The sequence below is a fragment of the Mycobacterium sp. E802 genome (assembly GCF_001666875.1).
GTDB lineage: Bacteria > Actinomycetota > Actinomycetes > Mycobacteriales > Mycobacteriaceae > Mycobacterium.
Map to the genome: position 1 here is coordinate 1 of NZ_LZJD01000039.1, position 20,388 is coordinate 20,388.

The window sequence follows — 20,388 nt, forward strand, 5'->3', positions numbered from 1 at the left end:
GGAATCGTTTTCGCCCTCGACGGGGTGCTGCTGGGAGCCGGGGACGCCAAATTCATGCGCAACGCCACCCTGACCAGTGCGCTGGTCGGCTTCCTGCCGCTGATTTGGTTGTCGCTGATCTACGGCTGGGGCCTGTTCGGCATCTGGTCAGGGTTGAGCACGTTCATGGTGCTGCGGTTGATCTTCGTCGGCTGGCGGGCATTCTCCGGTCGCTGGTTGGTGGCCGGGACGGGGTGACCCTCTCAGCGCACCTGTGAGCGACCCCGCTCCATCACCGCGCTGCGATTGGCCGCGATGTCGTCACCGGTCGCCGTGGCCATCCACTCGCGGGCCGAGGCCGCCTCGATCCACAGTCCCTCGTTGGTCTGCGACTGGTCGATGCGGTGATAGGACGCGAGCAGAGCCCGGACCGCGGCCTGATTGTTGGCGACGATGGAGGCGGCCACCCGACGCGCGGTGGGTAACAGCTCCTCGTGCGCGACGACCTCGGTGACCAACCCGGCCCGCAGCGCCTCGGCGGCCGAGAGGTAGTCACCGGTCAGGCTCATCCGCCGGGCCAGGCCCACCCCCACCTTCTGCGGTAGCCGCACACTCAGACCCCAGGTGGGCAGCAGCCCGACCCGGGCGTGGGTATCGGCGAACTTGGCCTGCTCTGAAGCGATCAGGATGTCGCAGTACAGCGCCAATTCCAGGCCCCCGGTGACCGCAGCGCCGTTGATCGCGCCGATCACCGGCTTGGTCATGGCCGGCCACTTGGGGGAGATGTCGGGCAGTTCGGTGGTGTCGCCGAGTTCCTTGAGGTCCAGGCCCGCGCAGAACACCGGATCGGCTCCGGTGAGGATGACCACGTCCACATCGTCGTCGGCCTGCGCGGCGCGCAGCGCACCGTAGAACTCGGTGCGCAGCTGGGTCGAGAGGGCATTGCGCGACTGAGGCCGGTTCAGCGTCAGGGTGCGAACCCGGTCGGTGGTGTCCACGAGGAGTACTGGATCGCTCATGCGCTCACGGTAACCGTCGGGCTCGTCGGGCTTATCGTGGGTCTCATGTGCCGCAATATCACCGAGTTGCGCGGGCTGGAGCCCGCGGCTACTGACGAAGAGATCAAGGCCGCCGCCCGCCAGTACGTGCGCAAGGTCAGCGGCATCACCCGTGCGACCGGAGCCAATGTCGAGGCGTTCGAGGCCGCGGTCGCCGAGGTGACGGCGACGACGACGCGGCTGCTCGACGGGTTGGCGCCGCGGCGTCAGCCTCCCAAGACCGTTCCGCCGCTGCGCCGTCCGGAGGTCCGGGCCCGGCTGGCCGCCCAGTGACCCACGCGCTCAAGGAGTGGAGTGCGGCTGTGCACGCGCTGCTGGACGGCCGTCAGACGGTGCTGCTGCGCAAGGGCGGTATTCACGAGAAGCGATTCTCGGTGGCCGCGCCGGAGTTCGTGTTGTTCCCGACGGTTGCGCACAGCCATGCCGAACGGGTGCGCCCGCAACATGCAGATCTGCTCGATGCGGCCGCGGAGGACAGCACCGAGGACGCGGTGACGATCCGGGCCGCGGCGAAAGTCGTTGCCGCCGTGGAGGTGAGCCGACCCGAGGCGATCGACGACCTCGCCGATCTGCACATCTGGACCGCCGAATCGGTGCAGGCAGACCGCCTCGATTTCCGGCCCAAACACCGACTGACCGTGCTCGTGGTCCAGGTGAGCCCGCTGATCGAACCCGTGCGCCTGACCCGGATTCCCGAATACGGCGGCTGTAAGAGTTGGGTTGACCTGCCGGTGGAGCCGAACTGGAGCTGGCCGGTGCACGACGCCGCCGCCCTGGAGGACGTCGCCGAGCAGGTGCGTCGGTCAGTGGGCTGATCCCTGTCCGGTCTTTAAGTGGCGGATTGCAGTCGCTCCGTGACCGCAATCCGCCACATTGTTCTCCGTCGCGGGAACTGTCTATGCCGATGACGACGGCGGCACCGGACCCGCGGGCAGGACGATCCGGGACACCCCGCCGGAGCCGTGATGCACGGTATGCGTCGCGCGCACCAGGCGAGAACCGGAGACCGGGGGTTCGGCGGTACCGAGGTTGCGGGCGAAGCGTGGGTGTGAGCCACCGGCGATCAGTACCCGGATCCGTGAGCCGGCCTTGAACCGGTGGGCAACGGCGTCGAGCTCCAGACGCACCGGCCCGGTGTGACCGTTCAGGCGGCGGAAGCCGTCGGATACGTTGCGGGAACGGCCTTTTGCGTCCACTTCGCTGATGCGGACGAACACGTCATGGTGCGGGTTGTCGCAACTGTGTGCCAGCTCGACGACCGGAGTGCCGACCAGATACAGATCGGCCGGCAACGGGTCGCCGGTGAACGTCAACACATCGCGGCGCCGGGCCAGCCGGGTGTCGTCACGGTATCCGCCGCTGGCCGCCAGCAGCCGGCCGCCAATGGTGGGGGTGGGGTCGGCGGGGTGATAGGTGAATGTCGACGAGGGTGCGTTGTCGGTCGGCGGCGTCTCACCCAGCCGTCCCGACGGCTGCAGGAACAGTTCCTGCTCCGGCATGACCGGCGGCCAGTCGTCCAACTCGACCCAGCCGTGCCCGTTGACATGAATGCGCACCGGGCTGCGGTCGGTCTCACCGGTGCCGGCCAGATGGGTGGCGAGCCAATCCAAGGATTCCCCGACCACCGTGGTCAGGCCTTTGGTCAGTAGCTGCGTGTGTGTCCAGGGCCCGACTGTCAATGCGACCGGCACGCCGCGCCGGTGTAGCTGCTCGTACTGATGCAGGGTCTGGTCGAGGAACAGGTCCTGCCATCCGCTGAGCAGGAGGATGGGCACGTCGACGTGCTGCAGGGCCTCGTCGAAACGCAGCTGCTCCCAGAATGGGTCGTCGCGGTCGGGGTGTTCGAGCCAGGACTCGTACCACGGCGCGCCGTTGCCCAACATCCGTCGCCCGGCCTCGCCCATCGGCAGACCCGCAGTGGCCTTGGCCAGTTCGGCGGGGCCGCGCAATTGCCGAGCCAGGGCCTGCACCAGGCCGGGATCCTCTTGGCGGGCCACCATCGCGCTCCAGCCCAGGAAGTCGTTGAGGGTGAATGAGCCGGAGCCCCAGGCCGATGCGCTGAAGTCGTGTGGGCCGACGGTGATGACGGCGGCCTTCATCTCCGGCGGCGGGTCGGCCAACAGCGCCCACTGGGTGAAGCCGAGATAGGACAGGCCCACCGTCGCGAACGTCCCGGTGAACCACGGCTGATCGCGCAGCCAGGCCACGGTGTCGGCGCCGTCGGCCATCTCGTGGACCATCGGGGTGAATTTTCCGCCCGAGCCGAACGTGCCGCGCACGCTCTGCAGCACGACGTGATATCCGCGCGCGGCGTACACCTGAGCGAACAACGGCGAGAAGGGGAACCGGCGACCGTACGGCCCACGAACCAGCAGGGTGCCCGCGGGTCGATCGGTGAGAGGCGCGTAGTGGTCGGCGACGAGCTCGACGCCGTCGCGCATCGGCACCCGCAGTCCGTGGTGCACGGTGTAATCGGTCTCGTGCGGCGGCAGGCCGAAGACCCGGCTGGCGACCTTACCGGCGTACCGGTGCAATGTGCTCACGCAACCAGGCTACGGATTCAGAATTTGTAGTACGGCGCCAATTCGTGGGCCCGCTGAAGGTTGACCTGCAGGCAGTCCGGACGGTCCGGGGAGTGCACCGGCGAATAGAACAGAGACTGCTGGATGACGCCGTAGCTGGTCTTGAACGCCACCATGCAGGTGACCCACCAGCGGTCGTTCCAATCGGTGGGCTTCATGATCCAGTACTGGGCGGCACGGTGCCCGTCGATGTCGAGTTCGACCGCATCGGGTGGGATCGTCTGCTCATACGTGCGCCAGACGAACGCCTCGACCGCCATCTGGTAGTTGCCCGCGTCGTAGTGGCAGCGCAGGCTGTCCTCGGGCTCAGGCGGTGTGGAGGCCAGGCCGATCCGCTGCACCACATCGAACGGGATGTCGTTGCACGGGTCGAAGGGGGAGGGGTCCGTCGTCTCGACAACCGGCCATTTGATGGTCGTGGACACATTGGTCATCGGCAGGTCGGTGACGTCGAGATGCAGGGGACCGTTGCCCGAGCCCGCGGTCGGGCTCGACTGCCACACCACGATCGCGGCCGAAACCAGCGCCGTCAAAGCCGACAGCAGGCGCAACTTGGCGGCCATCACATCCCCTCGAAGTTTGGTGGCAAAACGTTCCCCGGCTTGCGGGGAGTGTAGCGGTCGGTCACGACGGACTCGACCATAAACGAGAACCTGTTCTAATTGTCAACGGCCCGCAGTACCGGCACACGGTTAGGCTGGTCCGTTGTGGTGGTGCAACTGTGATGATTGATCACGAGTCGAGAGACCGGCAGCCGATCCTGTGGGCGATCAGCGATCTGCATACCGGGCACAACGGAAACAAGCCGGTCACCGAATCGCTGTATCCGGCCTCACCGGATGACTGGCTGATCGTCGCCGGCGACGTCGGCGAGCGCACCGACGAGATCCGCTGGGCCCTGGACCTGTTGCGCAAGCGGTTCGCGAAAGTCATCTGGGTACCGGGCAACCACGAGCTGTGGACCACCAACAAGGACCCGATGCAGATCTTCGGCCGATCGCGCTACGACTATCTGGTCGACATGTGCGATCAGATGGGCGTCATCACCCCGGAGCACCCGTTCCCGGTGTGGACCGAGCAGGGTGGCCCGGCCACGATCGTGCCGATGTTTCTGCTCTACGACTACACCTTTCTGCCCGAGGGGGCCTCGACCAAGGCCGAAGGTTTGGCGATCGCCCGCGACCGCAACGTCGTGGGCACTGACGAGTTCCTGCTGTCCTGCGAGCCCTACGCCACCCGCGACGCCTGGTGTCGCGACCGGGTCGAGGCGACCCGCAAGCGGCTCGAGGGCCTGGACTGGATGACCCCGACGGTTCTGGTCAACCACTTCCCGTTGGTGCGCGAACCCTGCGACGCGATGTTCTACCCGGAGTTCTCACTGTGGTGCGGGACGACGGCCACGAAGGACTGGCACACCCGCTACAACGCGGTGTGCTCGGTGTACGGCCACCTGCACATCCCGCGCACCACGTGGTACGACGACGTGCGTTTCGAAGAGGTGTCGGTCGGTTATCCGCGGGAATGGCGTCGCCGCAAGCCTTTCCGGTGGTTGCGGCAGATCCTGCCGGACCCCAACTACGCGCCCGGCTATCTCAACGAGTTCGGCGGTCACTTCGAGATCACCGCCGAGATGCGGGCAAATGCGCAGCGGATGCAGGAGCGGATCAAGGCCAGGCGCGGATGAGCGCTTGGGCGAAGACGAAAGTGGCACGATGAGCGGCACGCTGCTGAGCCAGGTTCTGCCCGAGCGGCCCGACGCGCTGGCCTCTGCCGAGTTGTACGACGACCCACCGGGTTTGACCGCGTTGCCTGAGGAAGCGGCTTTGGTGGCGCGGGCGGTGGCCAAGCGCCGCAACGAGTTCACCACCGTGCGGTACTGCGCACGCCGGGCGCTGGGCGAACTGGGGGTGGGTCCGGTTCCGATCCTCAAGGGGGATAAGGGCGAACCGACCTGGCCCGACGGCATCGTCGGCAGCTTGACCCATTGCCAAGGGTTCCGCGGTGCGGTCGTCGGCCGCGTCGGTCAGGTGCGTTCGGTGGGCATCGATGCCGAACCGCACGACGTGCTGCCCGACGGGGTCTTGGGCGCCATCTCACTGCCGTTGGAGCGCTCCGAACTCAGCGGACTGCCCGATGGTCTGCATTGGGACCGAATCCTGTTCTGCGCCAAAGAAGCCACCTACAAGGCCTGGTACCCGCTGACGCACCGCTGGCTTGGGTTCGAGGACGCCCACATCACCTTCGGGGTGGACGACACCGGTGCCGCCGGGACGTTCCGGTCCCAGATCCTGATCGACCCCGCCGCCGAGCACGGCCCGCCGTTGACCGCGTTGGACGGTCGCTGGTCGGTGCGTAACGGTGTGACGCTGACGGCGATCGTGCTGTGAGCCGGCCGGTCCCAGATCCGGGTTTGGTGATCGTCGACAAGCCGGCGGGCATGACCAGCCATGACGTGGTGGGCCGCTGTCGGCGGCTGTTCGGAACCCGCAAGGTCGGCCACGCCGGAACGCTCGACCCGATGGCAACCGGCGTCCTCGTCGTCGGCATCGAACGCGCCACCAAGATCCTCGGCCTGCTCACCGCAACCGACAAGTCCTATTCGGCGACGATCCGCCTCGGTCAGACCACGACGACCGAAGATGCCGAAGGCGAAGTGCTGCAGTCGGTATCAGCTGAGCACGTGACAGATCAGCAGATCGAGGCCGCTGTTGCGGCGCTGCGCGGGGACATCGAGCAGGTGCCCTCGGCGGTCAGTGCGATCAAGGTCGACGGTCAGCGTGCCTACAAGCTGGCCCGCGAAGGGCAGACCGTGGAACTTGCCGCCCGGCCGGTGCGCATCGACCGGTTCGATGTGCTCGATGTCCGGCGGGCAGGCGGGTTCGTCGACGTGGACGTCGAGGTGGACTGTTCTTCGGGCACCTACATCCGCGCCCTGGCCCGCGACGTCGGCGGCACGCTCGGTGTCGGCGGCCACCTGACCGCGTTGCGCCGCACCAAGGTCGGCCGCTACGGACTCGACGAGGCCCGCACGCTCGACGACCTCGCCGAGCAAGCGCGGCTGAGCTACTCCCTCGACGAGGCCTGCCTGCTCGGATTCCCACGGCGCGACCTGAGTGCGGACGAAACCGAGGACACCAGGCACGGCAGACCGCTGAAACCGGCCGGGATCGACGGCGTCTACGCGGCGACCGCACCCGACGGCAAGGTCATCGCGCTGCTGCAGGACGGCTCGTCACGCACCAAGAACGTGGTGGTGCTGCGGCCGGCCACGCTGTAGCCCGTCGCGTCAAAGTTGGCCGTGACGAGGCGGTTTCGTTCCCGACAGCATGTAGTTGCCGATGTGGCGGATCTTCCACCGGGTGGCGTCGTGCAGGGTGTGGGTGCGCGCGTCTCGCCAATACCGTGACAGGTTGCCCGACGCCGAAGCGCTACGGGTGCCGCCGAATTCGAACAGTGCGCTGCCGGCGTCCACCGCGGCTCGCGCTGCGGACACCTTCGCCACCGCCACCGCGATCGACGCCGCCGCGGCGCTGTCCTCGGTGAGATCGGCTCGGGCGGCATCGACGGCCCGGGCCGCCTCGGCGAGCAGAGCCGCCGCGCCCCGCACGGTCACGGTCAGCTCACCGGCCGCCTGCACCAGGGTCGGATCCTCGACGGCGCTGGACACCGCGGCCTCGAAATGCGGCCGCGCCCTGCCCGCCTGGCGCACCGCCTCTTCGAGCGCCGCGGTGGCGATACCCACGTCGAGCGCGGCATGCAGCAGCTGTGCGCGGGCGCCGTACACCGTCGGGCGGGTGAAGATCGGGCTGAACTCGAGGACGTGTGCGGCAGGCACCTCGACGGCATCGAGCATGACGGTGCCCGAGGCGGTGGTCCGCTGCCCCATACCGTCCCAGTCGTCGACGATCTCGACGCCGAAGGCATCGCGCGGGACGAACGCGATGGCCTTGGGCGTGGCTGCCGTCGGCACCTGCCCGGAACCGTCGGAGTGCGAGGCCCGCACGATCAGCCAGTCGGCGAACAACGCCCCGGTCGCGTAGTACTTGCGGCCGTCGAGCAGATAGCCGGTGTTCGTTGCCGTCAGCGTCGTGGTGTCCACGTCGATCGGATGCGGTCCCCGTTCGGACTGCGCATTGGCGAACAACGCTCCGTCGCGGACCAGGCCGTAGAAGTACGCCTGTTGTGCCGGGGAGCCCTGCAGCCGTAGGGCTTCCAGGAAGGTGAAATGGGAGTGCGGGATCTGGCCGATCGACGGGTCATTGTGCGCCAGCAGCCGAATCACCTCGGCCAGCACCACCATGGGTACGTCGGGGCCGCCGTGCTCAGCGGGCACGGTGAGACCCAGCAGCCCTGATTCCTTGAGTGCCTGCACCTGTTCGTGCGGCAGGATCCGATGCGCGTCACGGGCGCCGGCGCCCTCGGCGAACAACACCGACAAGCGCGCCGCGGCAGCCAAGGCCGCCTCGGCCGAGGAGATCTCGGCCGAGGCCAGCCCGGCGGAATGGGCCAGATCCGTCATCGCGGCGCACCGACGAACGGTATGGAGGCGGGCGCACCCGATTGCGCGCCGCCGCAGAACAAGCCGCGTTCGCGCAGGATCGGCACCACGCCCTCGCCGAACCAGAACAACTCCTCCAGGTGCGGATAGCCGGAGAAGATGAACTCGTCGATGCCGATCTCGGCGTATTCGGCGATCCGGTCGGCCACCTGGGTGTGGCTGCCGACCAGTGCAGTACCCGCGCCGCCGCGCACCAGCCCGACACCTGACCACAGGTTCGGGGCGATCTCCAGGCTGCGCGCGTCGCTCCAGGTGCCGTTGGCACGGTTGGCCTCGTGCAGGGCCAGCATGCGCTTCTGTCCCTCGGACTGGCTGCGGGCCAAACCGGCCTGCGCGGCCGCCACCGTCTCCTCGTCCAACGCGGCGACCAGGCGGTCGGCCTGGGCCCAGGCCTCCTCGGCGGTATCCCGCGAAATGGTGTGCAGGCGGATGCCGAAGCGCAGCTTGCGACCCTGCTCCTCGCCGAGCACCCGAATCCACTCGATCTTCTCGGCCACCGCGGCCGGTGGTTCGCCCCACGTCAGGTACACGTCGGAATGCCGCGCGGCCACCGGCCCGGCGGCCGCCGAGCTGCCACCGAAATACAGCGGCGGCACCGGGGTCGGAGGCAACGCCAGCGAGGCCTCTTCGACGTCGATGTACTGGCCCTTGTGGGTGACGGTCTCTCCGGCCCACAGCCGCCGGACGACGTCGAGGAACTCGTCGCACCGCGCATACCGCGCGTCCTTGTCCAAGTGGTCGCCGAAGGCCCGCTGCTCGTGCGCCTCGCCGCCGACGACGACGTTGAGCAGGATCCGGCCCGGTGCGTGCCGGGCGAACGTCGCGGCCATCTGCGCGGAGAGCGTCGGGCTCACCAAGCCGGGCCGGAAGGCCACCAGGAAGGCCAGCGACGTGGTTTCGCGGGCCAGCAGCGCCGCGGTGATGAACGCGTCCTCGCACCAGGCCCCGGTCGGGATCAGCGCTCCGGTGAAACCGAACCGCTCGGCCGAGCGGACGATCGAGGCCAGGTAGTCGATCGAGGCCTCACGGTCACCACCGGCCGCGCCGGCCGGAGTGCCATGGCCACCACCGACGATGAGTCGGCTGTCGCCGTAGGTGGGCAGGAACCAGTGCAGAGAGACAGTCACGAACAGGACATCTTGGTGCCGGATCGGTGAGGGCACACGGGTAAAAATCGCGGTGATCCCGACCCGAGCAGGTCAGGCAACCACCCAGATCGCCTCGGCCGCCGGATTGCCCAACTCGACCTGGACGCTGGTGTCGTCGTCGGCGGCCGCATCGGATCCACCCGGGCTCTGGACGGCCACCGAGATCACGCCGGCGAAATCGCGCCGCGCCACCACCCGCACATGGGAATCCAGGCTGATGCCCACGCTGTCGAAGTAACGCAGCATCTCCGGGTCGGCATCGGAGATCCGGGCCACCGTGCCGGCCTCGCCGTCCTGGCATGCCGACAGTTGGCGGGCGGGCGGGGTGGGCACCTGACCATCGGCCGCCGGGATCGGATCGCCGTGCGGGTCACGGGTGGGGTGGCCCAGCTTGGCGTCGATGCGATCGAGCATCCGGTCCGAGACGGCGTGCTCGAGTATCTCGGCTTCGTCGTGCACCTCGTCCCAGCTGTAGCCGAGTTCCTGCACCAGGAACGTCTCCATCAGCCGGTGCCGACGGACCATCGCCAACGCCGCGCGCCGTCCCGCGTCGGTCAACGTCACCGCACCGTACTTCGCGTGGTCGACGAGACCCTGGTCGGCGAGTTTGCGAATCGATTCCGACGCCGTCGATGCCGACACGCCGATGCGCTCGGCCAGCAGTTTGGTGCTGACCTTCTCGCGAGACCACTCCTGGGCTGTCCAGATGACTTTCAGATAGTCCTGGGCAACCGTGGAGAGGTCTTGGTGGTTACCGTCGGGACTCACAGTAGGAAAGTTTAGGCAATCATCACCTGATCGGGGGATCTAGAGCAGACCGCGTCGCCGACGGGTCGTAGGCTGATCGCGTGCAGCGCTGGCGTGGGCAGGACGAGATCCCCACGGACTGGGGCAGGTGTGTGGTCACCATCGGAGTGTTCGACGGGGTACACCGCGGACACGCAGAGTTGATCAGCCATGCGGTGAAAGCAGGCCGGTCACGCGGAGTGCCGGTGGTTCTCATGACCTTCGACCCCCATCCGATGGAGGTGGTGTTTCCGGGTAGTCATCCGGCGCAGCTGACCACGCTGACGCGGCGGGCCGAGCTGGTCGAGGAACTCGGCGTCGACGTCTTCCTCGTCATGCCGTTCACCTCCGATTTCATGAAGCTCACCCCCGAGCGCTACATCCACGAGTTGTTGGTCGAAGACCTGCATGTGGTGGAGGTCGTGGTGGGGGAGAACTTCACCTTCGGCAAGAAGGCGGCCGGCAACGTGGCGATGCTGCGCGCGGCCGGCGAGCGGTTCGGGTTCGCCGTCGAGAGCATGTCGCTGGTGACCGAGAATCTCGACCCGCAGCACCGCGACGAGCGGGTCACGTTTTCCTCGACATACATCCGGTCCTGTGTCGACGCCGGCGACGTGGTGGCTGCCGCCGAGGCGCTGGGCCGCCCGCACCGGGTCGAGGGTGTGGTGGTGCGCGGCGACGGCCGCGGCCGGGTACTCGGTTTCCCGACCGCCAACGTGGCACCGCCGATGTACTCGGCGATCCCGGCCGACGGCGTGTACGCCGCGTGGTTCACGGTGCTGGGGCACGGCCCGGTGGTCGGCACCGTGACGCCCGGTGAGCGGTATCAGGCGGCGGTCTCGGTGGGCACCAACCCGACCTTCTCCGGTCGCACCCGCACCGTCGAGGCGTTCGTCCTCGACACCGAGGCCGACCTCTACGGGCAGCATGTCGCGGTCGATTTCGTGGCCCGCATCCGGGGCCAGGAGAAGTTCGAATCGGTGAAGGATCTGGTGGTGGCCATGGAGGCCGACACCGACCGGGCCCGCGCGATACTGGCTGCCCAGGCCCAAGCCTGAATTCGCGGCCCGTCGCCGAACTGCTAAACTTTCGGCCGATCCGGTGCATGCTGCAGTCCGCGGTGGCTGCGCCGAGAATATGTTCGTGGGACTGAAATGATGGAGTTGTATTCGTGGCGCTTACTGCCGAGCAGAAAAAAGAAATCCTGAGCAGCTACGGTCTGCACGAGACCGACACCGGTTCGCCGGAGGCCCAGGTCGCCCTGCTGACCAAGCGGATCTCGGACCTCACCGAGCACCTCAAGCAGCACAAGCACGATCACCACTCGCGGCGCGGCCTGCTGCTGCTCGTCGGCCGTCGGCGCCGGCTGCTGAAGTACGTCGCCCAGGTCGACGTGGCGCGTTACCGTTCGCTGATCGAGCGCCTCGGGCTGCGTCGCTGACGCGGCCCCAGTGTCACCACTTTCCGCGGCTGCCCCTTTCGGGGCAGCCGCGATACTTTTCCTCGGCTTGACGGGCTGCTCGTCGGCGGCGGCTGCGGACATGAAGGCAGGAGACTGCCTGAAGATGAGCGGCACGTTCGAGCGTCCGGAGGCAAACCGGGCGGAGTGCGGCAGCGACGCGTCCAATTACAAGGTGATCTCCACCGTGACCGACAGTGCCCAGTGCCCGATCGACGTGGACACCTACTACTCGGTGCACAGCGCGTTCAGCGACGAGACCCAGACGCTGTGTCTGGACATCGACTGGATCACCGGGGGCTGTATGAACATCGACCCCGACAACGGCGCTGATCCCTATCGGGTCGACTGCGCGGATTCGTCTGCGCCGCACCGGCAACGGGCGACCGAGGTGCTGCGCGGCGTGTCCAACGTCGATCAGTGCGCCAGCGGCGTCGGCTACGCCTACTCCGAACGCCAGTTCACCGTGTGCGTGGAGGACGTGTCTTAGCTGGCACGGATGGCTGTCGGGGCGTTGCTCCCGTGTAACATGAGGGCGTTCAGCGGCTGAAATCTGCGCTGAACACCAGGTGCGACATCCGCGATCCGCGGAGGTTGTTCCTGCGAGTCATATCGGGCCCGCCGACTCGGGCGGTCTTCGGTAGTGGCTGCCGGAACCCTTGCACCAGGGTCCTGTCCCTGGGGGTCATCCGGCCGCTTCGATCGACGGCCGTAGCCGCGTCGAGGCCCCGCGGCGTATCGCCGGCGTGACGACGCGAAACAGTTGAATGAAATCGAAAGAGGCCAACGGACTCTATGTCTGTAGTTGAACTTGAAGACGGTGTGTTCGAATCCACCGCAACCCTCGACAACGGGAGCTTCGGCACCCGCACCGTCCGCTTCGAGACCGGGCGGCTCGCGCAGCAGGCCGCCGGTTCGGTCGTCGCCTACCTGGACGACGAGACCATGCTGCTGAGCGCTACCACTGCCAGCAAGAGCCCCAAGGATCACTTCGACTTCTTCCCGTTGACGGTTGATGTCGAGGAGCGCATGTATGCCGCGGGCCGCATCCCCGGCTCGTTCTTCCGTCGTGAGGGCCGACCCTCCACCGACGCGATCCTGACCTGCCGCCTGATCGACCGTCCGCTGCGCCCGTCGTTCGTCGACGGCCTGCGCAACGAGATCCAGGTCGTGGTCACCGTGCTGAGCCTGGATCCGAAGGATCTGTACGACGTGCTGGCCATCAACGCCGCATCGGCGTCGACCCAGCTGGCCGGCCTGCCGTTCTCCGGCCCCGTCGGCGGCACCCGCGTCGCCCTCATCGACGGCCAATGGGTGGCCTTCCCGACCGTCGAACAGCTCGAGAAGGCCGTCTTCGACATGGTCGTCGCCGGTCGTGTGCTCGAAGACGGCGATGTCGCGATCATGATGGTCGAGGCCGAGGCCACCGACAACGTCATCGACCTGGTGGCCGGGGGCGCGCAGGCGCCCACTGAGGCCATCGTTGCCGAGGGTCTGGAAGCGGCCAAGCCGTTCATCAAGGAACTGTGCACCGCCCAGCAGGCGCTGGCCGAGAAGGCCGCCAAGCCCACCGGCGAGTACCCGGTGTTCCCCGATTACGAGCAGGACGCCTACGACGCCGTCGCGTCGGTGGCCACCGACGCCCTGTCGGAGGCACTGACCATCGCGGGCAAGCACGACCGCGACGACCGCACCAACGAGATCAAGGTCGAGGTGCTCGAGCGGCTCGGCGAGACCTTCGCCGGGCGGGAGAAGGAAATCGGCGCCGCCTTCCGGTCGCTGACCAAAAAGCTTGTGCGCCAGCGCATCCTGACCGACCACTTCCGTATCGACGGCCGTGGCATCACCGACATCCGGGCCCTGTCGGCCGAGGTCGCCGTGATCCCCCGGGCCCACGGCAGCGCGCTGTTCGAGCGCGGCGAGACCCAGATCATGGGTGTCACCACGCTGGACATGATCAAGATGGCCCAGCAGATCGACTCGCTGGGGCCCGAGACCACCAAGCGCTACATGCACCACTACAACTTCCCGCCGTACTCGACCGGTGAGACCGGTCGCGTCGGCTCGCCCAAGCGTCGCGAGATCGGCCATGGCGCGCTGGCCGAGCGGGCCCTGGTTCCGGTGCTGCCCAGCGTGGAGGAGTTCCCCTACGCCATCCGGCAGGTGTCCGAGGCGCTGGGCTCCAACGGCTCCACCTCGATGGGCTCGGTGTGTGCCTCGACGCTGTCGCTGCTCAACGCCGGTGTGCCGCTCAAGGCCCCGGTTGCGGGTATCGCCATGGGCCTGGTCTCGGACACTGTCGACGGTGAGACCCGTTATGTCGCGCTGACCGACATCCTCGGCGCCGAGGATGCCTTCGGCGACATGGACTTCAAGGTCGCCGGTACCAAGGACTTCGTCACCGCGCTGCAGCTGGACACCAAGCTCGACGGCATCCCGTCCAAGGTGCTGGCCGGTGCACTGAGCCAGGCCAAGGACGCGCGGCTGACCATCCTCGAGGTGATGGCCGAGGCCATCGACGCGCCTGACGAGATGAGCCCGTTCGCACCGCGGATCACCACGATCAAGGTTCCGGTCGACAAGATCGGCGAGGTCATCGGGCCCAAGGGCAAGATGATCAACTCGATCACCGAGGAAACCGGCGCCCAGATCTCGATCGAGGACGACGGCACGGTGTTCGTGGGTGCGGCCGACGGGCTGTCGGCGCAGGCCGCGATCGACAAGATCAACGCCATCGCCAACCCGCAGCTGCCCAAGATCGGCGAGCGCTTCCTCGGCACGGTCGTCAAGACCACCGACTTCGGTGCGTTCGTGTCGCTGCTGCCGGGTCGTGACGGGCTGGTTCACATCAGCAAGCTGGGCCGCGGCAAGCGCATCGCCAAGGTCGAGGACGTGGTGAAGGTCGGCGACAAGCTGCGCGTGGAGATCGCCGATATCGACAACCGCGGCAAGATCTCGCTGGTGCTCGTCGACGAGGAGGGTGCGGACAAGCCTGAGGCAGCTGCCGACGGCGCGTCGGCGCCGGCCGAAGCGGCCCCCGCCGAGTCCTGATCCGCCCAGCTCGACCCAAGGCGTCTGCACTGAACACCACACACGTCCGCCGGACAGATCTGCCCGGCGGACTCCGGGTGGTCACTGAGCACGTCCCGTCGGTGCGTTCGGCATCCGTCGGGGTCTGGGTAGGTGTCGGCTCCCGCGACGAAGGACGAAGCGTCGCGGGTGCCGCCCACTTCCTGGAGCACCTGCTGTTCAAGGCCACTCCGACGCGTAGCGCGGTCGACATCGCGCAGGCCGTCGATGCCGTCGGCGGTGAGCTGAACGCGTTCACCACGCGCGAGCACACCTGCTACTACGCACATGTGCTCGACACCGACCTGGAACTCGCGGTCGATCTGGTGTCCGACGTCGTGCTCCGGGGTCGTTGTGCCACTGAGGATGTCGAGGTGGAGCGCGACGTCGTCCTCGAAGAGATCGCCATGCGCGACGACGATCCTGAGGACAGTCTCGGTGATGTCTTCCTGTCGGCGATGTTCGGCGATCACCCCGTGGGACGCCCGGTGATCGGGAGCGTCGAGTCGATCGAGACGATGACGCGTGCGCAGCTGCACTCGTTCCACGTCCGTCGTTACACGCCCGAGCGGATGATCGTCGCGGTGGCCGGCAACATCGACCACGACGTGGTGGTGTCGTTGGTCCGAGAGCATTTCGGTTCGCGGTTGGAAGCCGGACGTACCGCGGTGGCCCCGCGCAAGGGCTCCGGGCGGGTCGGTGGCAAGCCGTCGTTGCTCGTGGTCGACCGCGACGGGGAGCAGTCCCACGTGTCGCTGGGGGTTCGCACCCCGGGCCGGCACTGGGAACACCGGTGGGCGCTGTCGGTGCTGAACACCGCGCTGGGTGGTGGGCTGAGTTCCCGTCTGTTTCAACAGATTCGGGAATCCCGCGGCTTGGCTTACTCGGTGTATTCGACGGTGGACACCTTCGCCGACAGTGGGGCTCTGTCGGTGTATGCCGGTTGCCAGCCCGACCGGTTCGACGAAGTGGTCCGGGTGACCACGGACGTGCTGGAAGGTGTTGCCCGCGACGGCATCACCGCCGACGAGTGCCGGATCGCCAAGGGCTCGTTGCGGGGTGGTCTGGTACTCGGCCTGGAAGACTCCGGCTCACGTATGCATCGGATCGGGCGCAGCGAGCTCAACTACGGTGAACACCGGACGATCGATCACACCCTGGCCCAGATCGACGCCGTCACCCTCGAAGAGGTCAACGCCGTGGCGCACCAGTTGCTGACCCGCGACTACGGGGCCGCGGTGCTTGGTCCGTACCGCTCGAAAAAGAAACTGCCGCAACGGCTTCAGTCCATCGCAGGTTGACGCGTTAGGGTAGCCCGGTGATGGAACTCTCGCGGCGCAACGTTCTCATCGGTTCGCTCGTGGCGGCAGCCGCCGTCGGGGCCGGGATGGGCGGGGCCGTACCGGCGCTCGCAGCTCCGGTCGACGACCAGATCGCCGAACTGGAACGCCGCCACAACCTGTTGGTCGGGTTGTATGCAGAAAACCTCGATACTCGCCGGCGGGTGACCCATCGGCCCGACGACATGTTCGCGATGTGCTCGACCTTCAAGGCCTACGCCGTGGCCAGGGTGTTGCAGCTGGTGGAGCATGGGCAGCTGTCGTTGGATCACCGGGTTTTCGTCGACCCGCAGGCGATCGTGTCCAATTCACCGGTCACCGAGACTCACGCCGGCGCCGAGATGACGATGGGCGAGCTGTGCCAGGCTGCGCTGCAGCGCAGCGACAACACGGCAGCCAACCTGTTGCTGAAAGCCATTGGCGGTCCGGCCGCGGTCACCGAGTTCGCCCGCAGCGTCGGCGACCAACGCACCCGTCTGGACCGCTGGGAGGTCGAACTGAACTCGGCGATACCCGGTGATCCCAGGGATACGAGCACGCCCGCGGCGTTGGCGGTCGGATACCGCGCAATCCTGACCGGCGATGCGCTGAGCCCGCGGCAACGCCGCCAGTTGGAGGACTGGATGCGCGCCAACCAGACATCGAGCATGCGTGCCGGCCTACCCGAGGGGTGGACCACCGCCGACAAGACCGGCAGTGGCGACTACGGCAGTACCAATGACGCCGGTATCGCCTACGGGCCCGACGGGCAGCGCATTCTGCTGGTGATGCTGACGCGGTCGCAGGCCGACGACCCGAAGGCCGAGAACCAACGAGCGGTCATCGGCGAGCTGACGGCTCTCGTTCTACCGTCGGTTCTTTGAGTTTCGACGGCTAAATCACCGGCAGCGAATTGTCGCGCTGCAGCACGAAGAAATACGGTCGGCGGGAGCCGCGCAGGTCCATCGCCCCGATCACCGCGTCCTCGGACAGCTTGCGGAACACGTCGTGGATCGGCAGCTGGTCGTAGATCATCGTGGCGGTGTCGACGCCGCGGTAGCGGGTGGTGCGCAACCGTGCCTTGGCCGAACGGGCCTGCAACACCGGTCGCAGGGCGGTGATCGGCCCGGACATCGGCTGCTTCTTGAGGAAGGGCAGTTTGATGGCCACGCCGAGGCCGCCGAAGGCCGGCAGCGGGTTGAGCGGCCACAGCGCGGTTTTGTCGCTGGTCGGGAACAACAGCGGATGCACCGTTTCGGCGTCGACGAACTGCTTACCCCACCAGCCGCTCGCGGCGAGCATCCCGTCCATGGGATGGCGCGTGGGCAGTTCCGCGCCATGCCACGTACCGATCATGAAGTCGGGTTCGACCGCATCGGCGGCGTCGAAGGCGCCGAGCGCCTCATCCGTGGTGATCGGAACGGTGGCGAACAACTCCTGCAGCATGGCGCCCACGATACTTGACACCTGTCAACAAAGGTCGAGTGGCTACCAGAGCAATGTCGCCGGATCGGTGAACGGCAGGTCGAGATCGGTGGCGACCTGCTCCGACAGCAACGCGCCCTCGTGCGTGGACAGTCCCTTGGCCAGTGCGGGGTCGGCAGCGCAGGCGGCCTGCCAGCCCCTGTCTGCAAGTGTGAGCACGTAGGGCATGGTGGCGTTGGTCAGGGCGTAGGTGGATGTCCGTGGCACCGCGCCCGGCATGTTGGCCACGCAGTAGAAGACGGTGCCGTGGACGGGGAACGTCGGATCGTCATGTGTGGTGGGACGTGAGTCCTCGAAGCAGCCGCCCTGATCGATGGCGATGTCGACCAACACTGCGCCCGGCTTCATATGCGCGACAGTGGAATTGGCGATGAGCTTGGGGGCCTTGGCGCCGGGCACCAACACTGCGCCGATCACCAGATCGGCGCCCTTGACCGCGTCCTCGAGATCGAGCGTCGAGGAGTAGCGGGTCTCGATGCTGCCGCCCGATTCGTTGTCGATCCGGCGCAGCGTGTTGATGTTGACGTCGAACACGTTGACGTGGGCGCCCATGCCCTTGGCGATGCGAGCGGCGTTGTAGCCGGCCACGCCGCCGCCGATGACGACGACCTCGGCCGGGGCCACGCCGGGCACCCCGCCCATCAGCACGCCACGACCGCCGTGGCTGCGCATCAGGTGGTAGGCACCCACCTGGGCGGACAATCGGCCGGCGACCTCGCTCATCGGGGCCAGGAGCGGCAACGCGCCGTCTGTGGTCTGCACCGTCTCGTAGGCGATCGAGGTGGTGCCCGAGGCCAGCAGGGCATCGGTACAGTCCTTCGACGCGGCCAGGTGCAGATACGTGAACAGGGTCTGGCCACGGCGCATCCGCGAGTATTCGGCCGCGATGGGCTCCTTCACCTTGAGCAGCAACTCCGCTTCGGCCCACACCTGTTCGGCCGTGGCGACGATCTCGGCACCCGCGGCTTTGTAGTCGCTGTCGCTGATTGCCGAGCCGTCTCCGGCGCCGGCCTGGATGAGGACATCGTGACCGCGTCGGGTCAGCTCCGCCACCCCTGCCGGTGTGATCGCCACGCGGTATTCGTTGTTCTTGATCTCGGCCGGGATGCCGACGAGCATGATCGCTCCTTAGAATCGATGTGTACTCAAATTGTGAAGAAACTTCGGGCTTTGAACAATATGTGTGTCAATAATTCGATAGATTCCATCTATGGCAGAGGAATCGTCGGTTTCAGCGGGTGGGGCTCGGCGTGCGTCGAAGGATGTTCGGCCCGATCTCGACGAGGTGGACCGGCGCATCCTGTTGGCGCTGCACGGCGATGCCCGCATGTCCAACAGTGCGTTGGCCGATGCGGTCGGTATCGCCGCGTCGACGTGCCACGGTCGGGTACGCCGGCTTCAGGAGATCGGGGTGATCCGCGGGTTCTACACCGATATCGATCCCGCGGCTGTCGGGTTGAGCCTGCAGGCGATGATCTCGGTACGCCTGCAATCGAATGCGCGCGGCAAGATCCGTAGCTTCATCGCGCACATCCGCACGCTGCCCCAGGTGATGGATGTCTACTTCCTGGCCGGCGGCGACGACTTCATCCTGCATGTCGCTGCGCGGGACACCGAGGATCTGAGGGCGTTCGTGGTGGAGAACCTCAACGCCGACACCGATGTTGCCGGTACCCAGACCTCGCTGATCTTCGAGCATCTGCGCGGAGCGTCACCGCTGTAACGCTCACTGCGCCCGCAGGATCAATCCGTTGCCGTCTGCGCCGGTCAGCCTCAGCTCGTCGGCGTCGATCGCGGTCTGCACCGTCCCCTTGAGAACCCGCAACACCGCTTGCTCAACTTCGTCGACGTCCGGGGGACAGGCCTTCCTGGTGACGCCGAGCGGGCCGAATTCGATCACCGCAGGCGATCCGGAAACCGTTGCGTGCCCGGTGATCTGGTTGCACCCGGTCGAACCGCTCACCGCGCCGTCGGCGGCGATGGTCAAGGTGGGCTTGGACTGCTCGAGCGCGACCGAAGTGCTGACCGCCTGTGCGGACACCAGGCTGACGACCCGCCAGGTGGTGCCGGTCAGGGAGCGGTCGGGGTCGACCACCTTCTTATCGCGCAACGTGACCTTCGCGGCGTCGGTCTGCAACGTCAGGTCGTCACCGGAGTGCGTCCACGTCGGCCGCGCCTCGAAGAACTTCGACACCCAGGCGTCGGAGTCACCGACCGGCGGTGGGCAGGCCATCATGGTCATCGCCAACTGGGTGGTGATCCGGCCGTCGGAGAGGTCGGCGGTGCCCGAGCCGTGGTTGCATCCGGCGAAGGTGCTGATCTGATTGCCGTCGAATCCGACCGTCAACGGGCCACCGCCGGGGATCTGTTCGCCCTCGACCTGCACCGACACAAAGGTGTGGCCGTTGAGGTCGGCATGGTTGTCAGCGGCTCCGTTCGAACAACCCGCAAGGGCGAAAACCGCTGCTGCGACGAGTGCCGGCAAGTTCAGGCGCATGGCTCCTACCGTAGGTGGTAGATCCGTCCACAGGTTCGACAATCGCAATCGGATTGGCTGACGGAATGTTTCGTCGTTCCCGAGTTGGGTCACTTTGGCCTGTTTTCGAGAGCGGCGGCGCGTTGACCTGCGGTGATGCCTTAGCTTAGTGCACCTGCTAGGCACTAATTTGGATCAGTAGGCTGCCTGGATGGTCTGGATTCGGCGAGTGCGCACGGCCTCGGGCGCGACGGCAGTCCAGATCGCCGAATCCGTGGACGGGCGCCGCCGGATTGTTCGTCATGTGGGCTCTGCGCGTGATGACGCCGAGTTGGGTCTGCTCATCGAGGAGGCCCGCCGGCTGCTGGCCGATGACACCCAGGGCGAGTTAGATCTGGGGATCACCCCGAAAGCCGTTCGGGCCCATATGGTTGGGCCACCGGACCAAGCATTGTTCACCGATGAACCG

The 20,388-nt window shown here is 67.0% G+C and carries 21 protein-coding genes and 2 pseudogenes; 14 read left to right on the plus strand and 9 right to left on the minus strand.

Annotated features, from left to right (window positions below; all coding sequences use genetic code 11):
- A pseudogene (locus A5699_RS05655) lies at positions 1–237 on the plus strand (MATE family efflux transporter); the annotation flags it as partial.
- 5 nt (positions 238–242) lie between these two features.
- Here the strand turns inward: A5699_RS05655 and A5699_RS05660 are convergent.
- A complete protein-coding gene (locus A5699_RS05660; protein ID WP_067766666.1) occupies positions 243–998 on the minus strand; it encodes an enoyl-CoA hydratase in 756 nt (251 codons plus the stop codon).
- A 45-nt stretch (positions 999–1,043) separates the two neighbouring features.
- Here A5699_RS05660 and A5699_RS05665 point away from each other — a divergent pair, with 45 nt between their 5' ends.
- On the plus strand, positions 1,044–1,310 hold the full coding sequence (locus A5699_RS05665; RefSeq protein WP_067766669.1) for a DUF2277 domain-containing protein: 267 nt from the start codon (positions 1,044–1,046) through the stop codon (positions 1,308–1,310).
- Positions 1,307–1,852 carry a DUF1802 family protein gene (locus A5699_RS05670; RefSeq protein ID WP_067766672.1) on the plus strand — a complete coding sequence of 182 codons (546 nt, stop codon included), beginning with the start codon at positions 1,307–1,309 and terminating at the stop codon, positions 1,850–1,852. Before A5699_RS05665 ends, A5699_RS05670 begins: the two co-directional genes overlap by 4 nt.
- Before the next feature lie 81 nt (positions 1,853–1,933).
- Here the strand turns inward: A5699_RS05670 and A5699_RS05675 are convergent, their stop codons facing one another.
- On the minus strand, positions 1,934–3,580 hold the full coding sequence (locus tag A5699_RS05675) for a CocE/NonD family hydrolase (RefSeq protein ID WP_067766676.1): 1,647 nt from the start codon (positions 3,578–3,580) through the stop codon (positions 1,934–1,936).
- Between the two features lie 17 nt (positions 3,581–3,597).
- Complete coding sequence (locus A5699_RS05680) at positions 3,598–4,182, minus strand: DUF3558 domain-containing protein (protein ID WP_067766678.1); 585 nt, start codon at positions 4,180–4,182, stop codon at positions 3,598–3,600.
- 161 nt (positions 4,183–4,343) lie between these two features.
- Between A5699_RS05680 and A5699_RS05685 the strand changes: the two genes are divergently transcribed.
- The 3 genes from A5699_RS05685 to truB are packed head-to-tail and all read left to right on the plus strand — an operon-like array spanning position 4,344 to position 6,896.
- Entirely contained in the window at positions 4,344–5,303 is a 960-nt protein-coding gene (locus tag A5699_RS05685) for a metallophosphoesterase (RefSeq protein WP_067766681.1), read from the plus strand.
- A gap of 28 nt (positions 5,304–5,331) precedes the next feature.
- A complete protein-coding gene (locus A5699_RS05690) occupies positions 5,332–6,006 on the plus strand; it encodes a 4'-phosphopantetheinyl transferase (protein ID WP_067766684.1) in 675 nt (224 codons plus the stop codon).
- Positions 6,003–6,896 (plus strand): tRNA pseudouridine(55) synthase TruB, encoded by an 894-nt coding sequence (gene truB, locus A5699_RS05695; protein WP_067766687.1) that lies wholly within the window; start codon positions 6,003–6,005, stop codon positions 6,894–6,896. Before A5699_RS05690 ends, truB begins: the two co-directional genes overlap by 4 nt.
- Before the next feature lie 9 nt (positions 6,897–6,905).
- Here truB and A5699_RS05700 read toward each other — a convergent pair whose 3' ends face one another.
- The 3 genes from A5699_RS05700 to mntR all read right to left on the minus strand — a co-directional run bounded on the left by A5699_RS05700 (position 6,906) and on the right by mntR (position 10,093).
- Positions 6,906–8,138, minus strand: a complete 1,233-nt coding sequence (locus A5699_RS05700) for an SfnB family sulfur acquisition oxidoreductase (RefSeq protein WP_067766690.1) — start codon at positions 8,136–8,138, stop codon at positions 6,906–6,908.
- Positions 8,135–9,304: an LLM class flavin-dependent oxidoreductase gene (locus A5699_RS05705; RefSeq protein WP_067766722.1), complete on the minus strand. Its 1,170-nt coding sequence runs from the start codon at positions 9,302–9,304 to the stop codon at positions 8,135–8,137. Before A5699_RS05705 ends, A5699_RS05700 begins: the two co-directional genes overlap by 4 nt.
- A 72-nt stretch (positions 9,305–9,376) precedes the next feature.
- The gene (gene mntR / locus A5699_RS05710; RefSeq protein WP_067766693.1) at positions 9,377–10,093 is read right to left on the minus strand and encodes a manganese-binding transcriptional regulator MntR; all 717 of its coding nucleotides are present in this window, start codon (positions 10,091–10,093) and stop codon (positions 9,377–9,379) included.
- Positions 10,094–10,173: 80 nt separating this feature from the next.
- Between mntR and A5699_RS05715 the strand changes: the two genes are divergently transcribed.
- From A5699_RS05715 to bla, 6 genes are all read left to right on the plus strand, one after another.
- Positions 10,174–11,169: a bifunctional riboflavin kinase/FAD synthetase gene (locus tag A5699_RS05715; RefSeq protein ID WP_067766696.1), complete on the plus strand. Its 996-nt coding sequence runs from the start codon at positions 10,174–10,176 to the stop codon at positions 11,167–11,169.
- Between the two features lie 113 nt (positions 11,170–11,282).
- Positions 11,283–11,552 (plus strand): 30S ribosomal protein S15, encoded by a 270-nt coding sequence (rpsO, locus tag A5699_RS05720; RefSeq protein ID WP_003880490.1) that lies wholly within the window; start codon positions 11,283–11,285, stop codon positions 11,550–11,552.
- A gap of 100 nt (positions 11,553–11,652) precedes the next feature.
- Positions 11,653–12,060, plus strand: a complete 408-nt coding sequence (locus A5699_RS05725) for a hypothetical protein (RefSeq protein WP_067766699.1) — start codon at positions 11,653–11,655, stop codon at positions 12,058–12,060.
- Positions 12,061–12,365: 305 nt separating this feature from the next.
- Entirely contained in the window at positions 12,366–14,621 is a 2,256-nt protein-coding gene (locus A5699_RS05730; protein ID WP_067766702.1) for a polyribonucleotide nucleotidyltransferase, read from the plus strand.
- Between the two features lie 29 nt (positions 14,622–14,650).
- Positions 14,651–15,940 carry a pitrilysin family protein gene (locus tag A5699_RS05735; protein ID WP_197508202.1) on the plus strand — a complete coding sequence of 430 codons (1,290 nt, stop codon included), beginning with the start codon at positions 14,651–14,653 and terminating at the stop codon, positions 15,938–15,940.
- A 17-nt stretch (positions 15,941–15,957) separates the two neighbouring features.
- Positions 15,958–16,842 (plus strand): class A beta-lactamase, encoded by an 885-nt coding sequence (bla, locus tag A5699_RS05740; protein WP_157561108.1) that lies wholly within the window; start codon positions 15,958–15,960, stop codon positions 16,840–16,842.
- A gap of 10 nt (positions 16,843–16,852) precedes the next feature.
- Here the strand turns inward: bla and A5699_RS05745 are convergent, their stop codons facing one another.
- Positions 16,853–17,404 (minus strand): DUF4334 domain-containing protein, encoded by a 552-nt coding sequence (locus A5699_RS05745; RefSeq protein WP_067766725.1) that lies wholly within the window; start codon positions 17,402–17,404, stop codon positions 16,853–16,855.
- A gap of 42 nt (positions 17,405–17,446) precedes the next feature.
- Complete coding sequence (gene ald, locus A5699_RS05750) at positions 17,447–18,562, minus strand: alanine dehydrogenase (protein WP_067766712.1); 1,116 nt, start codon at positions 18,560–18,562, stop codon at positions 17,447–17,449.
- A gap of 91 nt (positions 18,563–18,653) precedes the next feature.
- Between ald and A5699_RS05755 the strand changes: the two genes are divergently transcribed.
- Positions 18,654–19,166 (plus strand): Lrp/AsnC family transcriptional regulator, encoded by a 513-nt coding sequence (locus tag A5699_RS05755; protein ID WP_067766715.1) that lies wholly within the window; start codon positions 18,654–18,656, stop codon positions 19,164–19,166.
- Positions 19,167–19,169: 3 nt separating this feature from the next.
- Here the strand turns inward: A5699_RS05755 and A5699_RS05760 are convergent, their stop codons facing one another.
- A complete protein-coding gene (locus A5699_RS05760; protein ID WP_067766719.1) occupies positions 19,170–19,940 on the minus strand; it encodes an META domain-containing protein in 771 nt (256 codons plus the stop codon).
- Positions 19,941–20,130: 190 nt separating this feature from the next.
- On the opposite strand from A5699_RS05760, the pseudogene A5699_RS05765 reads away from it, so the two are divergent.
- Positions 20,131–20,388, plus strand: a pseudogene (locus A5699_RS05765) (IS1634 family transposase); the annotation flags it as partial.

Coding starts and splice junctions, on each gene's coding strand:
- A5699_RS05660 (WP_067766666.1), bottom strand. CDS start 998: ATGAGCGATCCAGTACTCCTCGTGGACACCACCGACCGGGTTCGCACC.
- A5699_RS05665 (WP_067766669.1), top strand. CDS start 1,044: ATGTGCCGCAATATCACCGAGTTGCGCGGGCTGGAGCCCGCGGCTACT.
- A5699_RS05680 (WP_067766678.1), bottom strand. CDS start 4,182: ATGGCCGCCAAGTTGCGCCTGCTGTCGGCTTTGACGGCGCTGGTTTCG.
- A5699_RS05685 (WP_067766681.1), top strand. CDS start 4,344: ATGATTGATCACGAGTCGAGAGACCGGCAGCCGATCCTGTGGGCGATC.
- A5699_RS05690 (WP_067766684.1), top strand. CDS start 5,332: ATGAGCGGCACGCTGCTGAGCCAGGTTCTGCCCGAGCGGCCCGACGCG.
- A5699_RS05700 (WP_067766690.1), bottom strand. CDS start 8,138: ATGACGGATCTGGCCCATTCCGCCGGGCTGGCCTCGGCCGAGATCTCC.
- A5699_RS05725 (WP_067766699.1), top strand. CDS start 11,653: ATGAAGGCAGGAGACTGCCTGAAGATGAGCGGCACGTTCGAGCGTCCG.
- A5699_RS05730 (WP_067766702.1), top strand. CDS start 12,366: ATGTCTGTAGTTGAACTTGAAGACGGTGTGTTCGAATCCACCGCAACC.
- A5699_RS05745 (WP_067766725.1), bottom strand. CDS start 17,404: ATGCTGCAGGAGTTGTTCGCCACCGTTCCGATCACCACGGATGAGGCG.
- ald (WP_067766712.1), bottom strand. CDS start 18,562: ATGCTCGTCGGCATCCCGGCCGAGATCAAGAACAACGAATACCGCGTG.
- A5699_RS05755 (WP_067766715.1), top strand. CDS start 18,654: ATGGCAGAGGAATCGTCGGTTTCAGCGGGTGGGGCTCGGCGTGCGTCG.
- A5699_RS05760 (WP_067766719.1), bottom strand. CDS start 19,940: ATGCGCCTGAACTTGCCGGCACTCGTCGCAGCAGCGGTTTTCGCCCTT.